The sequence below is a fragment of the Yinghuangia sp. ASG 101 genome (genome assembly GCF_021165735.1).
Lineage (GTDB): Bacteria > Actinomycetota > Actinomycetes > Streptomycetales > Streptomycetaceae > Yinghuangia.
Genome location: NZ_CP088911.1, coordinates 4027274 through 4041638 on the forward strand (window position 1 = coordinate 4027274; position 14365 = coordinate 4041638).

14 protein-coding genes are annotated in these 14365 nt (G+C 72.9%); 8 read left to right on the plus strand and 6 right to left on the minus strand.

Features of this window, described 5'->3' with window-relative positions; all coding sequences use genetic code 11:
• Window positions 1–21 precede the first annotated feature (21 nt).
• From LO772_RS17210 to LO772_RS17225, 4 genes are all read left to right on the plus strand, one after another.
• Window positions 22–762, plus strand: a complete 741-nt coding sequence (locus LO772_RS17210) for a sigma 54 modulation/S30EA ribosomal C-terminal domain-containing protein (protein ID WP_231779286.1) — start codon at window positions 22–24, stop codon at window positions 760–762.
• A 155-nt stretch (window positions 763–917) separates the two neighbouring features.
• Entirely contained in the window at window positions 918–2024 is a 1107-nt protein-coding gene (locus tag LO772_RS17215; RefSeq protein WP_231779287.1) for a hypothetical protein, read from the plus strand.
• 186 nt (window positions 2025–2210) lie between these two features.
• A complete protein-coding gene (locus LO772_RS17220; protein WP_231779288.1) occupies window positions 2211–3326 on the plus strand; it encodes an SDR family NAD(P)-dependent oxidoreductase in 1116 nt (371 codons plus the stop codon).
• Between the two features lie 94 nt (window positions 3327–3420).
• Window positions 3421–3849 (plus strand): ADP-ribosylation/crystallin J1, encoded by a 429-nt coding sequence (locus LO772_RS17225; RefSeq protein WP_231779289.1) that lies wholly within the window; start codon window positions 3421–3423, stop codon window positions 3847–3849.
• Here the strand turns inward: LO772_RS17225 and LO772_RS17230 are convergent.
• From LO772_RS17230 to LO772_RS17250, 5 genes are all read right to left on the minus strand, one after another.
• Window positions 3836–4645, minus strand: coding sequence for an endonuclease/exonuclease/phosphatase family protein (locus LO772_RS17230; protein WP_231779290.1), 810 nt, complete (start codon window positions 4643–4645; stop codon window positions 3836–3838). The genes LO772_RS17225 and LO772_RS17230 overlap by 14 nt on opposite strands.
• Before the next feature lie 179 nt (window positions 4646–4824).
• Complete coding sequence (locus LO772_RS17235; RefSeq protein WP_231779291.1) at window positions 4825–5088, minus strand: hypothetical protein; 264 nt, start codon at window positions 5086–5088, stop codon at window positions 4825–4827.
• A 134-nt stretch (window positions 5089–5222) separates the two neighbouring features.
• Window positions 5223–5918, minus strand: a complete 696-nt coding sequence (locus LO772_RS17240; protein WP_231779292.1) for a hypothetical protein — start codon at window positions 5916–5918, stop codon at window positions 5223–5225.
• Window positions 5915–6142 carry a hypothetical protein gene (locus LO772_RS17245; protein WP_231779293.1) on the minus strand — a complete coding sequence of 76 codons (228 nt, stop codon included), beginning with the start codon at window positions 6140–6142 and terminating at the stop codon, window positions 5915–5917. The genes LO772_RS17240 and LO772_RS17245 overlap by 4 nt, the downstream gene beginning before the upstream one ends.
• Before the next feature lie 472 nt (window positions 6143–6614).
• Window positions 6615–7571, minus strand: a complete 957-nt coding sequence (locus tag LO772_RS17250; RefSeq protein WP_231779294.1) for a pirin family protein — start codon at window positions 7569–7571, stop codon at window positions 6615–6617.
• A 307-nt stretch (window positions 7572–7878) separates the two neighbouring features.
• Between LO772_RS17250 and LO772_RS17255 the strand changes: the two genes are divergently transcribed.
• The gene (locus LO772_RS17255) at window positions 7879–8793 is read left to right on the plus strand and encodes an IS982 family transposase (RefSeq protein WP_231773292.1); all 915 of its coding nucleotides are present in this window, start codon (window positions 7879–7881) and stop codon (window positions 8791–8793) included.
• 267 nt (window positions 8794–9060) lie between these two features.
• Here the strand turns inward: LO772_RS17255 and LO772_RS17260 are convergent, their stop codons facing one another.
• The gene (locus LO772_RS17260) at window positions 9061–10281 is read right to left on the minus strand and encodes an ROK family transcriptional regulator (RefSeq protein WP_231779295.1); all 1221 of its coding nucleotides are present in this window, start codon (window positions 10279–10281) and stop codon (window positions 9061–9063) included.
• Between the two features lie 144 nt (window positions 10282–10425).
• Here LO772_RS17260 and edd point away from each other — a divergent pair, with 144 nt between their 5' ends.
• From edd to eda, 3 genes are read left to right on the plus strand one after another with little or no spacing between them, the layout of a single operon-like run.
• On the plus strand, window positions 10426–12318 hold the full coding sequence (gene edd / locus LO772_RS17265; protein WP_231779296.1) for a phosphogluconate dehydratase: 1893 nt from the start codon (window positions 10426–10428) through the stop codon (window positions 12316–12318).
• Entirely contained in the window at window positions 12315–13334 is a 1020-nt protein-coding gene (glk, locus tag LO772_RS17270) for a glucokinase (RefSeq protein ID WP_231779297.1), read from the plus strand. Before edd ends, glk begins: the two co-directional genes overlap by 4 nt.
• Complete coding sequence (gene eda / locus LO772_RS17275) at window positions 13331–13996, plus strand: bifunctional 4-hydroxy-2-oxoglutarate aldolase/2-dehydro-3-deoxy-phosphogluconate aldolase (protein ID WP_231779298.1); 666 nt, start codon at window positions 13331–13333, stop codon at window positions 13994–13996. Before glk ends, eda begins: the two co-directional genes overlap by 4 nt.
• The last annotated feature ends 369 nt before the right edge of the window (window positions 13997–14365 follow it).

The window sequence follows — 14365 nt, forward strand, 5'->3', positions numbered from 1 at the left end:
GGGAAGGTCGCACGCGTGGGCATGAGCATCACCGTCAGGGTCGCCGGGTCGGCCCAGGACATCGCAGCGGGCGCGAAAGCCCGTCTGGTCGCCGCGGTCGAGGCCGCCGTCGACGGCACCAACGCCGCCGTGGAGGCGGTGCGGGTACGCCTCACCGCGCTGTCTCCAGGCGCCGCCGTACTCGCCCAGGTCGCGGCCGAGGTCAACGGCCGCCGCGTCCGCGTCCAGCGCATCGCCGCCGGCGCGGGAGCGGCCGTCGACCGGCTCGCCGACGGCATGCGGGAGCGGATAGCCGAGGCGAACTCCCCGTGGAGGCCCCGGTCGTGGCCGCGCCCGGACACCGGCCCCGGTTCGGCCGTACCGCCCTCGGCGGCGATCGGCGAGGCGGCGATCGTCCGCGTCAAGTCGCCGATGCTGGTGTGGTGTTCGCCGGACGCCGCGGCACGGACGATGGACGCCATGGACTACGACGTCCACCTGTTCACCGACCCGGCCACGGAGGCCGACGCGGCGGTCTTCCGGGTCGGCCCCACCGGCTACCGGCTGGCCCGCACCGTCGACGCGCCTCCCCCGCACGACAAACGCGGCGTCCCGCTGACCCTCAGCGCCCGCGCGGCCGAGCGGCTGACCGACGCCCAGGCGCTCGCGCGCGCGGTGGCGGCCGAGTTGCCGTACCTCTTCTACGCCGGGCCCGACGACGGGCGCGGACGCGTGCTCTACCGGCGGTTCACGGGCGGGTTCGGCCTGATCCAGGGCGCCTGAGTGCCCGTCGGCCGGTCGGCGGACGCCCGTGCGCCGACCGGCCGGTGCCGTCGCGGGCGGTCGCCCTCCCGCGGCGGACGGCGAAGCGCCGGACCGGTCGCCGAGACCGCCCGCCCGGCCCGACGGCAGCGCGCCGAAGCTGGAAAGCTGAGCGCATGAGGCGCGTGATGACGGTCGCGGGAGCGGTGGCGTTGTGCCTGGCCGGAGCGACGCCGGGCGCGCACGCCGCCGACAGGGTGCTGACCATCGGCGACCCCCGCATCACCGAATCGAGCGGGCTCGCCGCCAGCGCACGGCACCCCGGGGTCTTCTGGACGCACAACGACAGCGGCGGCACGGCCCAGCTGTACGCCGTCGGGCCCGACGGGCAGGTCAAGGCGACCGTCACGCTGGCCGGGGTGAAGGCGGTCGACTGGGAGGCGATGGCGTCCGGCAAGGACGAGAACGGGGCTCCGGCGCTGTTCGTCGGCGACATCGGCGACAACGACGCGAAGCGCGACGATGTCTCGATCTATCGCATCCCCGAACCGGAGATCCTGCGCGACACCACCGTCACCCCGACGCGCTACCCCATCGCGTACGACGGCGGCCCGCGCGACGCCGAGGCCCTGCTCGTCCACCCGGTCACGGGCCAGGTCACGATCGCGAGCAAAGGGCTCTTCGGCGCGGGCCTGTACAGCCCCAAGGGGCCCTTGCGCGAAGGCGTCGTCACCACGTTCGGCCGCATCGCCGACGCTCCGTCGCTGGTGACCGACGGAGCGTACGCACCCGACGGCAGCCGCTTCATCCTGCGCGGCTACTTCACCGCGAACATGTTCGCGGCACCCGGCGACGGGATCGGCCGCGTGGAGACCCCCCGGCAGAAACAGGGCGAGTCGGTCACCTTCAGCCCGGACGGCGCGTCGGTCGTCTTCGGCAGCGAAGGCAAGAACAGCGAGTTGTGGCGCGTCACCCTCACCGGCGAAAACCGGCCGGACTCGGTACGCAACCCGGCACCGCCCGCCGCGCCCCCGGCCGCCGGCTCCCCCGCCCCCCAACCGCCGCCGTCGTCACCAGCCGCGAGCACCCCCGACGCGTCGCCCGCGCCGTCCACGAGCGCGGCCCCCGCCGACGGCCCCTTCGACGCGCCGCACGCCGGGGCGAAAGCGGACGGCGACGCGCACGCCACACCGGCCTGGGTCTGGTTCGCGATCGGATGCGGCGCGCTCGGCGTGCTCGGCACGGTCGCCGGCCTCCGCCGCCGCGCCGCGACACGCCACTGACCGCGCACCGGCGACCGGACACAACACGAGGCCCCGACCGGCACGCCCGCAATCCCCCCGCCCGGCACCACCGACCGGACCCCGCCCCCCACCCCCACTCCTCCATCCGCCCGTTTCGCCCGGACTCGGCCGGACAGCCGCCTCTCAGGGCACGAGACAGGCCACGAGACCTCGGGAGGTCGTTTCATGGGTGGGCGCAAGCCGTCGTCGCGGGACGCCGGAACCGGAGACAACCGGCCGCGGGAAGGCTCGACGCGCGTGGGGCCGACGCGCGAGGCAGGGGCACGCGACCGTGACCCGGACCAGGACCTGACCGGCAAGACCGCCCTGGTCACCGGGGGTTCGCGCGGACTCGGCCTGCTCATCGCCCGCGAACTCGCCGACCAAGGCGCCGACGTCGCCATCTGCGCCCGCGACGAGGACGAGCTGACCAGGGCCGGCCGCATCATCCGCCGCGATACGGGGCGCGAAGTCGCCAGTTTCGTCTGCGACATCGGCGTACCGAACCAGGTCGACCGGCTCGCCGAGATGGTGACCGATCAGCTCGGCACCGTCGACATCCTGGTCAACAACGCGGGCGTGGTCACCGTCGCCCCCGTCGAGGGCGTGACGCCCGAGCAGTTCGAGTCGTCCATGAACGTGATGTTCACGGGCCCGATGCGCCTGACCCTCGCGCTCCTCCCCGCGATGCGCGCGCAGCGGGAGGGCCGCATCGTCAACATCACCTCGATCGGGGGACGCGTCGTGCCACCCCACCTCCTGCCCTACGCCTGCGCGAAGTTCGCGGCCGTCGGCTTCTCGGAGGGCCTGCGGGCGGAGCTGCGGGGCACGGGAGTCTCGGTGACCACCGTCGTCCCCGGGCTCATGCGCACCGGATCGCATCGCTCCGCGCGGTTCGGCGGACGGTTCGAGCGCGAGTACGCGTGGTTCTCGGCCGCCGCGTCCATGCCGCTGCTGTCGATGAACGCGGAGCGCGCGGCCCGCACGATCGTCCGGGGTGCGGCCCGGCGGCGTCCGGAGATCGTGCTCACGCCCGCCGCGAAGGCCGCCGTCCGCCTGCACGGCCTCGCGCCCGCGACCACCGTGCGCCTGATGGCGCTGGCGTCGCGCGTACTCCCGGAGGCCGCCGCGGGCGAGGACGGTGGCGAGGTCGCGGGCACCGCGGCCCGCTCCGCGACGCCGGGTTGGACGAACCGCGTCAACACGCTCGGCGAACGCGCCGCCCGACGCTGGAACCAGCCCGAGGCCCACGACCGCGACACCCCCGCCGACCACGACATCCACCTGCGGAGCACCAACTGACGTGGCCGCTCCGGACGCCGCCCGGAAAACGACTCGCCACCCGCGCGCCCGACCGGGACACTTGTTCTCACCCTGAGAGCAACCGGAGTGGACGATGCCCCGAGACCCCCGGCGCGCGACCGCCGCGACGACCACCCTGTGGCGCCCCACCGGCCCCGACGAGCTGGCGCTCGTGGCGGCCTCCGGGTGGCGCGCGTGGCCGCCCCGGCTGCCCGAGCAGCCGATCTTCTACCCCGTGCTCAACGAGGACTACGCCGTCCGCATCGCGCGCGACTGGAACGTCCCGGCGAGCGGGGCGGGGTTCGTGACGCGCTTCGCGGTGGACACCGCGTTCCTGGCCCGCTACCCGGTACGCCGGGCGGGCGGCGCGACGATCCTCGAACTGTGGGTGCCCGCCGACGAACTCGACGCGTTCAACGCGCACATCGTCGGATTGATCGAGGTGGTCCGGGAGTTCCGCGCGCGGGAGGCCCCCGGCGACGCGAATACGGACCTGTCGGCCGAGCCCGCTACACCTGCCTGACCAGCGCCTGCACGGGCCAGTGGTCCGACGGGTGCAGGCCCTCCGGCCGCGCCGTGTTCACCGCCGCGCGCTCGACCGCCCAGCGCCGGTCGGCCAGGATCCAGTCGATCCGTTCCCCCGGCACGGGGTCCGCGTAGCCGTTCCAGGTCCGCACGTCGGGGCCGAGCCGTTCGCGGGCACCGGTCCACGCGTCGCGGAACAGCCCGTCGTGGGTGAGGACTTCGTACGGCCGTGCGTCCGGTCCCGCGTTGAAGTCGCCGGTCAGCAGGACCGGGCGCCGGGCGCGGTGCAGCGTGCGCGCGAGGCGGCGTACGAGATGTGCGCTGCGCGCTCGGGCGAGTGCCGAGAAGTGGTCGAAGTGCGTGTTCACCACGGCGAATTCGCGGGTCGTCACCCGGTCGCGGAACGCCGCCCAGGTCAGCATGCGCGGATGCTGGATATTGCCCCACGTACGAGAACCGATCAGTTTCGGAATCGATGACAACCAGACATGGTCGTATGCGAGCAATTCCAGTCGCGCGAAGTCGTAGAAGATCGCGGTGTATTCGGATCTACTGCCGCCCGAGCGCCCCAGGCCGACCCAGTCGTGGGTGGGCCGCAGCGCCTCGGCCAGGTCGCGAATGTGCGGCCAACGGCCCTCCTGCGTCCCGAGGATGGTCGGCCGCTCGGTGCGCAGCAGGTCCTCGACCACCGGACGCCGGTCCGTCCACCGGTGCGGCGCCGGGTCCTCGGGGCCGCGCAGGTTGAACGTCATGATGTGCAGGTCCGCCCCCGAGGCAGGGCCGATCAGGGGCATGGCGTGCGGGTCCTTCCGACGATTCCCGGGACGGGCGCGTGCCGAGGCCGCACCCGGACCGAACGTGCGTTGCGTCGCCGACGCACCGGCTCACCGGCTCACCGGCCTCCGGAGTCACACACACGGCGCTCCCCATACGGCCGTTCCGCCCTACGGCCGACCGCGCCGGTCGGAACCGGTCAGCGGAAGACGTCGGTGACGCCGTTGACACCCGCGTTGACGACGGCCTCGACGAGCTGCGACAGCGACCCCGCGGCGGCGGTCCCGGACAGCATGACGCCGGCCACGAACGCGAGGATCAACCCACCCATCTTGTAACCCTTGTGGGTCACCATGTAGAAGAGGATGAAGATGATGATGATCGGGACGCCGATCGTCACCCCTTGACCCACCGTCGTGGTGTCCTCGGGTGCGGCGATGAAGGCGGCGAGTGGCGTGTTCATGGTTCCCCTCCGGTCCAGCGCTGTGGATCCCTGTGTGCGGTGGCCTACCCCGGCTCATGGGGTGGCGTGCTTTTCGCAACGGTGATTTCGCCACTGAATTCACCGCCGGTTCACGGGCTGTGGACTGCCGGGCCTCATCCGGGAGTCCAAACTGCGCCGAGGACCCCCGCGAGGACCCACGCCCAGCGCAGCATGCGCAGCGTCGGCCAGCGCGCGGTCGCCAGCGTCACCCAGAAACCGATGACGAGCCACAGGGCGAACGCGACCATGCCCCGCGTCTCCACGGCGCATTCGCGGATCAACTGGCCGCCGTAGTAGGCGACGGCGAACCCCGGAATGGCCATGAAGTAGTCGACGGCGGTGTACGTGCCCGGCACGCTCCAGCCGCGTCGGGCCGACTCCTCGGGGGCGTTCGCCTGGGGGCCGGTCTGCTCGCCGTCGGTGCCGGTGTTGCGTCCGGGGAGCAACTGCCCGGGCAGGCGGCGTCGTGGGCCGTCCTTGCCGGGGGCCTTGCCGGCCGCGGTGCCGTCGGCTTCCGGCCCGGCGCCCTGCTTGGCGGCGTCGGTGCCGCGTGCCGGGCGCGTCGTCCGTGTCGTCCGGGGGCCGGTGCCGCGCGACGGCGGCGCGTTGCGGCGCGGCGGTGTTCCGCCGGCGATGCCGCCCGACGTGCCGCCGGACGCCGACGAACCGGGCACCTGGGGCGTGCCCTTGGGCCGCCACGCGGGGCGCGGCCGGGGTGCGGGCGTCGGCGAGGGCGCGGGTTTGGGCGTGCGGCGGCCGGCTCCCCAGCCGAAGCGCTTGCCGTTCCCTCCGGAGCCGGTCCCGCTCACGCTCCGCCGCCCTTTCCACCGTGCGGGCAGGGGTTGCAGATGCGCCGGTGGCGCAGGGCCGCGAGCACCCACGGAAGAGCGATGGCGATGCCGAGCCACTCGCCCTTGGAGTTGTTTCCGCGCAGGTGGAAGATCACCGCGACGACGGCCGCCGCACCGAGGATCGCCGCGGTGAGGACATCCGAGTGGACGATCGTCCTGGCCAGCCAATTGGCGCTGTTCACACGGTTTTTGACGGTGCTTTCGCGAATGCTCTTCCGCCACGGCGAGTCGGCCATCAGCCCGCGCCTCCCGCCCGCTGTCGCGACTCGTCCCTCACCTGAGACATCTTCCGCTCCCGGGTGGCTGTCGCGGTAGTACGGCTGTTCATTCGCTCCCACTCCCCCCGTGGAATGAGATGCATACTCCTACAAACCGGTATGTACCGGTTGGCCTTGCTCAGTGTGGCCAGCCGGTCGGGCACCGTCAAGGGGTGCACGTAGCGGCGCACGCCATGACCTGCGTATGCGCTCCCGTGCACCACCCGGACAGCTTAAGGCACCTGACTAACCGTCAGATCCATGTGCAGATTTGACGACTATTCCACGCCATGCGCGAGCCACCGCCGACCGACAACGCAAACGGGGCCGCGGGCGTCGTGCCCGCGGCCCCGCCTGCGCGGCTGCCTCGACAACGGCTCCCCCGGGGCCGGTCCGGTCAGACCTGTCCCGCAGGGATGTTGCCCATCCGACCCGACCGGAAATCGTCGAAGGCCTGGGCGAGTTCGGCGTGTGTGTTCATCACGAACGGTCCGTACCAGGCGATTTCCTCACCAATGGGCAGGCCGCCGAGGATGATCACCTCCAGGTTCGGCGTGTTGCCCTGCTGCCGGGCGTCGGCGCGCAGTTCGATCGCGTCCCCGTCGCCGAACACCGCCGTCTGCCCGCCCCGGAGCGGACGCTGCTCGGCACCGACCGTACCCGCCCCCGACAGCGCGTAGACCAACGCGTTGTACTCGGGCTGCCACGGGAGTTCGAGCCGCGCGCCCGGACTCACCGACGCGTGGATCAGCGTGATCGGCGTGTGCGTGATGCCCGGCCCGTCGAACCCGGCGACCGACCCCGCGATCAGCCGCACCAGCGCGCCGCCGTCGTCGGTGCTCAGCAGCTTGACACTGCCGGACCGGATGTCCTGGTAGCGCGGGTCGCTCATCTTCTTCGCCGACGGCAGGTTGACCCACAGCTGGATCCCGTGGAACAGGCCGCCGCTGACGACCAGTTCCTCCGGCGGCGCCTCGATGTGCAGCAGTCCCGACCCGGCGGTCATCCACTGTGTGTCGCCGTCGGTGATGAGGCCGCCGCCACCGGCGGAGTCCTGGTGGCGGAAGGTTCCGTCGATGAGGTACGTGACCGTCTCGAAGCCGCGGTGCGGGTGCCAGGGCGTGCCTTTGGGCTCACCGGGCGCGTAATCCACCTCGCCCATCTGGTCCATCATGATGAACGGGTCGAGCCGGGCCTGGTCGACGCCCGCGAACGCGCGGCGCACCGGGAAGCCCTCCCCTTCCAGACCACTGGGCGCGGTGGCCACCTGGACCACGGTGCGCGGCCGACTCCCTTCGGCGGGCTTGTGCAGGCGCGGCAGGGCCAACGGGTTTTCCACCGTCACGGCAGGCATGGAGTCCTCCTCGGCTTCCGGACCCGGTATCCCCGGGGCTGACACCGACAACAGTAGTTGAGCCGTCAACATTCCCGGGCCTGGGTGACCCACCGATCCGCGGTTCCGGGCCGCCAACCGTGAGCTGCACCCACCTCCCTGCAGCCCGAAGCGGCGGCCGGGCGAGCAAGCGGGCGGGCGAGCAAGCGGGCGAGCGGGCGAGCGGGCGAGCGGGAAAGGCGATCGCGCGCGGCCGACCCCGTCCGCTAGATGAATGAGTCCAAGGGATTGCCTGCGGACATGAAGCGAGGGCGTCCACAGTCGTGTTGTGATGCAAGACTTGGACACCCTCGCGACTGCACTCTATGCCCGGATCGACGACACCTTGAAGGCTTCGCCGGAACTGGCGCCGCCGCGCCCGAAGGTCGGGTTCGCGCCCACGCTCAGTGACGCCGAGTTGCTCACGCTGGCGGTCATGTCGGCGCTGCTCGGCTACACGTCCGAGCGGCGTTGGATCCGCCGGGTCGACAAGGACTTCCGCGGCCTGTTCCCGTACGTGCCCCGGCAGTCCGGGTACGGCAAGCGGCTGCGGGCGGCATCGTCGCTGTTCATCCACATGATCCGCATCCTGGCGACCGACACGACCTTGTGGAGCGACGACGTGTGGCTGGTCGACTCCACCCCGGTCGGCTGCGGCTGCTCGCGCGAGACCGCGAAACGCTCGGACCTGGCCGGCTGGGCCCAGTACGGCTACTGCGCGTCGCACTCGCGGTACTTCTGGGGCCTGCGGCTGCACCTGGTCTGCACCCTCGGCGGCCTGCCGGTCCTGTTCGCGCTGACCGGCGCCAAGGCCGACGAACGCGAGACCCTGCGCGACATGCTCGACACAGCCCCCGACGTCATGGCCGCCCACCCGGGCCAGACGATCATCGGCGACAGGCACTACTACGGCCGCGAGTTCGAACGCGACCTCACCGAACGTCACCTGGTCCTGCTGCGGCCGGCCCGCAAGGGCGAACCCGAACGGGCCGGAGCACACCTGTTCAAACCGCTCCGGCAGGTCATCGAGTCGATCAACCAGACACTCAAAGGCCAGCTCGACCTGGAACGACACGGCGGCAAAAGCCCCGCAGGGGCGGCCGTCCGCGTTCTGAGCCGCATCCTCGCGCTCACGGCCGCGATCTGGCACAACGACAAGACCGGACAACCCATCAAACGATCAATGACCGCCTACGACCACTAACCGTGACCACACCCCTTGGACTCATTCATCTAGCGCGCGTGCGTGGGTCACATGCCGAACCGGGCGGGCACGTGGGCAGGCGGTCGGCTGGGCGTGCGGGCAGGCAACCGGGCGTGCGGTCCGACGAGCGGAAAGGCCGTCGGGCGGCAGGCCCCGTCCGGGCACGCGCGTGTGCGTGGTTCTCCCATGCCGACCGAGCCGCAAAGACCGCCCGCGGTCCCGCCCGCCTCACCGGCCCCCGTTGCCCGAACGGCCTCGCGGCGTCTCTCAGGCCGGAACCGCGTCGTCCACCGGGCGGCTTTGGGCCGCGTACCTCGCCAGCGTCGCGTCGACGGCCTCCGGGGCGAGGATGCGGTCGAGGGCGAGGAAGCCGCAGCCCGCGAGGCCGGCCTGTTCACCGAGGCGGCTGGCGACGATCTTGAGTTCACGGGTGGCCACGGCCGTCGAGCGGCGGTAGACCACCTCGCGCACGCCCGCCAGCAGCGGATCCCCGGCCTCCGCCAGGTCGCCGCCGAGCACCACCACGTCCGGGTTGAGGACGTTGACCACGCTGGCCAGGACCTCGCCGAGCAGCCGCCCGGACTCGCGGACCAGGCGGACCGCCTCCGGATGCCCCACACCGGCCAGCGCGACGACATCGCGCACTCCGGACACCGACGCGCCGTGCCCCGCCAGCGTCTCGATCAAGTGGCGGCCACTCGCGAGCACTTCGAGGCAGTCGACGTTGCCGCACCAGCACCGCACGCCCCGGCCCCCCGCGACGGGGATGTGCCCTATCTCGCCGGCCGCACCGAGCGCTCCCCGGTAGACACGCCCCTTGGAGACGATCCCCGCGCCGATGCCCGTGGAGACCTTGACGAAGACCAGGTCCCCGACACCGCCGCGCGTCCGGTACTCGCCCAGCGCCATGACGTTCACGTCGTTGTCCACATATACCGGCACCGGCCAGCGCCGCCGCAGCGCGGGCGCGATCGCGACACCGTCCCAGCCCGGCAGGCTCGGCGGGCCGACGGCCCGGCCGGTGGCCAACTCCACGGTGCCCGGGACCGCGACGCCGATGCCGCGCACCGACTCGGGCGCGTACCCCTCGTCCGCCAGCAACGCGTCGAACCAGTCGGGCAGTCGCGACAGCACCGCCTCCGGGCCGCTGCCCGCCGCCATCGCCGTGTCGCGCGTCGCCAGCACCGTGCCGGTCAGGTCGCACACCGCGAGCTGCCCGCGGCTGGTGCCGAGGGACGCGGCCAGCACCACACCGCCCCCGGCGTTCAACTCCAGGCGCATCGGGGGGCGTCCGCCGGTCGAGACGCCGTCCGCGCGCTCCGCGAGCAGGCCGGCCGCCACGAGGTCGTCGACGCGCGCGGCGACCGCGGAACGCGACAATCCGGTCAGGCGGGCGACATCGGCTCGCGTCGCGGCCTCGCCGTCCCGCACCAACTGCAGGACGTCGCCCGCGCTGCTGTGCGGAAGGGGGTTAGCGCGTCGAGCCATACGGACTAGTGAACCAGCACCCTTTTACCCCGGTCAAAGCCCGAAGTTCACTTCTTCTACGCCCGAACGTCACCCTTTTGCTTGCCATCAAGCAAAAGTGACCATAGTTTGATCCCTGGAAAGTTTCCCGAGGGGCAGCGAGACGTGAACGAGCAGACGATCCACCCGACCGTGGCCGCGGTGACGGAGCGCATCGCCCGTCGCAGTGCCGCCACGCGGGAGGCGTACGTGGAGCGGGTGACGGCCGCGGCGTCGCGGCGCCCCGCGCGCACGGGGCTCGGCTGCGCGAACTTCGCCCACGGGTTCGCGGCGTGCTCTCCGCAGGAGAAGCTGACGATGCGCGGCGCCGGCCCCCAGGGCCCCGTGCGCCCCAACGTGGCGATCGTCTCCTCGTACAACGACATGCTGTCCGCCCACCAGCCGCTGCGCGACTACCCCGAGCGCCTGAAGACCGCGGTCGCCGCGGCCGGCGGCGTCGCGCAGTTCGCGGGCGGTGTGCCGGCGATGTGCGACGGCATCACGCAGGGCCGCGACGGGATGGAGCTGTCCCTCTTCTCGCGCGACGTCGTGGCGATGGCCACCGCGGTCGCCCTCGCGCACGACATGTTCGACGGCGCGCTCATGCTCGGCGTGTGCGACAAGATCGTGCCGGGCCTGGTGATCGGCGCGCTGTCGTTCGGCCACCTGCCGACGGTGTTCGTGCCGGCCGGGCCGATGTCGTCGGGCCTGCCCAACAAGGAGAAGGCGCGCGTGCGCCAGCGCTTCGCGGAGGGCAAGGCCACCCGCGAGGAGCTGCTGGACGCCGAGGCCAGCGCCTACCACGGCATCGGCACGTGCACCTTCTACGGCACCGCCAACACGAACCAGCTCCTCATGGAGGTGCTGGGCCTCCATCTGCCGGGCGCGAGCTTCGTCCACCCCGACCAGCCGCTGCGGGCCGCCCTGACCGACGCCGCCGGGGCGCGCGTCACCGCGACCACCGCGCTCGGCGACCCGGACACCCTCGTCCGCGCGTACACCCCGATCGCCGAGATCATCGACGAGAAGGCCCTCGTCAACGCCGTCATCGCACTGCTGGCAACCGGCGGCTCCACGAACCTCACGCTGCACCTCGTCGCCATCGCCGCCGCCGCGGGCATCCGGCTGACCTGGGACGACTTCGCCGAGCTGTCGACCGCCGTCCCGCTGGTCGCGCGGATGTACCCCAACGGCCCGGCGGACATCAACCACTTCCACGCCGCGGGCGGCACGGCCTTCCTGATCGGCACGCTCCTCGACGGCGGCCTCCTGCACCCGGACGTACGCACGGTCGCCGGCCCGGGTCTGGACCGCTACCGGCAGGAGCCGTTCCTGGAGGACGGCCGGCTCGCGTGGCGTGCGGGCCCCGAGAAGAGCCTCGACGCCGACGTGCTGCGGCCGTACGACGACCCGTTCGCCCCCGACGGCGGCCTGCGCATGCTCGACGGCGACCTCGGCCGTGCGGTGATCAAGGTCTCGGCGGTCGCCCCCGACCACCACGCGGTCACCGCTCCCGCGCGCGTGTTCGACAGCCAGGGCGCGTTCACCGCCGCCTTCGAGGCCGGCGAGCTGGACCGCGACGTCGTCGCGGTGCTCCGCTACCAGGGCCCCCGCGCCAACGGCATGCCCGAGCTGCACAAGCTCATCCCCGCGCTGGGCGTGCTCCAGGACCGGGGGCACGCGGTCGCGCTGGTCACCGACGGGCGGCTGTCCGGCGCGTCCGGCAAGATCCCCGCGGCGATCCACTGCACGCCCGAAGCCGCCGCGGGCGGGCCGCTCGCCCGCGTACGCGACGGCGACGCGATCACCGTCGACGCCGTCACCGGAACGCTCACCGTCAAACTGCCCGCCGACGCGTTCGCCGCCCGCGATATCACCGGCGCCCCGCCCGCCGCCGACGCGTGGACCGGCACCGGACGCGAGCTGTTCGCCGTCCTGCGCGACGGGGTCGGTCCGGCCGAGCTCGGCGCCGCGAGCATCGGCAGCCCGCTCGACCACGCGATGGGAGGCGCGCGATGACGCACGCCTTCCCGCTGCCCTCCGCCGAACGCCCCTGGCTGGTCGCCGACATCGGCGGCACCAACGCCCGCTTCGGCCTCATCACCCGGCCCGGCGGGCGCGCCGAACGCATCCTGGTCCTGCGCACCGCCGAGCACCGCGACCTCGAGTCGGCGGTCGGCGCGTACCTCTCCGGTATGGGCGTGGCCGGGCGGCCGAGCGCGATGTGCGCCGCCGTCGCGGGCCCCGTCACCGGGGACCACTTCCGGTTCACCAACGGCTCGTGGGCCCTGTCGATCTCCGAGACCCGTTGCCGCCTCGGCGTCGACGAGCTGCGCCTCATCAACGACTTCGAGGCGCTGGCGTGGTCGCTGCCGCACCTGCGCGACGACGACATCCTCGTCCTCGGCGACCGCCGCCCCGACACCGCGCTTCCCATGGCGGTCCTCGGCCCCGGGACCGGGCTCGGCGTGGCCGGGCTGGTGCCCGTGCCCGGCGGCGGCTGGGTCCCGCTGCCCGGCGAGGGCGGCCACATCCTGCTGCGCCCCGGGCACGGCGAGGACGCCGAGGCGATCGACGCGCTGCGCGGCGAACGAGGCGTCGGCCTGGTCACCGCCGAGCACGTGCTGTCCGGGCCGGGCCTGACCCGGCTCTACCGGTACGTCGCCGGCGCGCACGGCGAGCCCGCGGAGGCGCTGTCGCCCGCCGACATCTCCGCCCGCGCCCTGGCCGGCACCGACCAGTTGTGCACCGCCACCATCGAGGTGTTCTGCCGCCTGCTCGGCACGTTCGCGGGCGGCGTGGCCCTGACGATGGGCGCGCGCGGCGGGGTGTTCCTGGCCGGCGGCGTCCTGCCGCGCATCGCGGAGCTGCTGGTCAGGAGCGAGTTCCGGGACGGCTTCACGACGAACCCGACCATGGCGGCGTATCTGCACCGCATCCCGACCGTGCTGGTGACCGCGCCCTACCCGGCCCTGCTCGGGGCCCGGGCCTGGCTGGAGACGCACAGCGGGAGCGAAAGCGCGGTGGCGGCATGACCACACGTGGGGAAGCACCGCCGGGCTCGCCGCTGGACCTCGCGCCGGTCGTCCCGGTGGTCATCGTCGACGACGTCGCCGCCGCCGTCCCGCTGGCGCGCGCACTCGTCGCGGGCGGTCTTCCGGCCGTCGAGGTGACGCTGCGCACCGAGGCCGCGCTCGGCGCGATCGAGCGCATCGCGGCCGAGGTCGAAGGCGCCCACGTCGGCGCCGGGACGGTCCTCACCCCCGGCCAGGCGAAGGCCGCCGCGGCGGCGGGGGCGAATTTCCTGGTGACCCCGGGCTGCACCGACACGCTCTTCGCCGCGCTGCGCGACACCGGGCTCGCGTTCCTGCCGGGCACCGCGACGGTGTCCGAGGTGCTGCGGCTGCGCGAACTGGGCGTGCGCGAGATGAAGTTCTTCCCGGCGGAGGCCGCGGGCGGCGCACCGTACCTGAAGTCACTGGCCTCGCCGGTGCCGGATGTGCGCTTCTGCCCCACCGGCGGGATCACCCCGGACCGCGCCCGCGCCTACCTCGCACTGCCCAACGTGGCGTGCGTGGGCGGCTCGTGGATGCTGCCGGCCGACGCCGTCGCCGCGCGCGACTGGCACCGCGTGGAGGCTCTGGCCCGCGAGGCCGCGCACCTGCGCGACAACCAGGCGGGAGGCACTCCCGTCTGACACAAGACGTCCCCTGACGCGCTCTGCCCTGAGGTGCGTCAGGGGTACGGACCGCGGAACGAGTCGTATGAGGGTTCGACTCCCCTTGATAGGCCGCATGAGGGTTCGGCCTATCTGACACCGCGATCGGCCCGCTCTTCGGCGAGGAGAGCGGGCCTTGCCGTTTTTCGGTGGATCACCCGTTGTGTCGGGGTGGAGTTGTCCGTGTGAGTGTGCAACGCGGCGGGGTGTGTCAAGCGTTCTTCGTGAGGTGGCTTCGGCGGTCTTCCCCGGGGACGCGGCGCTTCGGGAGCACGGGAATTCGTGTAGCTTTCTTGCGTTGCGGCGGCCCGGTCGACCTCGATGCACGTCCCGGAGCGCGATAGGTGC

What these genes read in the sequence shown, in the direction of transcription:
- LO772_RS17210 (WP_231779286.1), top strand. Translation starts at nt 22, where the DNA reads ATGAGCATCACCGTCAGGGTCGCCGGGTCGGCCCAGGACATCGCAGCG.
- LO772_RS17215 (WP_231779287.1), top strand. Translation starts at nt 918, where the DNA reads ATGAGGCGCGTGATGACGGTCGCGGGAGCGGTGGCGTTGTGCCTGGCC.
- LO772_RS17220 (WP_231779288.1), top strand. Translation starts at nt 2,211, where the DNA reads ATGGGTGGGCGCAAGCCGTCGTCGCGGGACGCCGGAACCGGAGACAAC.
- LO772_RS17225 (WP_231779289.1), top strand. Translation starts at nt 3,421, where the DNA reads ATGCCCCGAGACCCCCGGCGCGCGACCGCCGCGACGACCACCCTGTGG.
- LO772_RS17230 (WP_231779290.1), bottom strand. Translation starts at nt 4,645, where the DNA reads ATGCCCCTGATCGGCCCTGCCTCGGGGGCGGACCTGCACATCATGACG.
- LO772_RS17235 (WP_231779291.1), bottom strand. Translation starts at nt 5,088, where the DNA reads ATGAACACGCCACTCGCCGCCTTCATCGCCGCACCCGAGGACACCACG.
- LO772_RS17250 (WP_231779294.1), bottom strand. Translation starts at nt 7,571, where the DNA reads ATGCCTGCCGTGACGGTGGAAAACCCGTTGGCCCTGCCGCGCCTGCAC.
- LO772_RS17260 (WP_231779295.1), bottom strand. Translation starts at nt 10,281, where the DNA reads ATGGCTCGACGCGCTAACCCCCTTCCGCACAGCAGCGCGGGCGACGTC.
- glk (WP_231779297.1), top strand. Translation starts at nt 12,315, where the DNA reads ATGACGCACGCCTTCCCGCTGCCCTCCGCCGAACGCCCCTGGCTGGTC.
- eda (WP_231779298.1), top strand. Translation starts at nt 13,331, where the DNA reads ATGACCACACGTGGGGAAGCACCGCCGGGCTCGCCGCTGGACCTCGCG.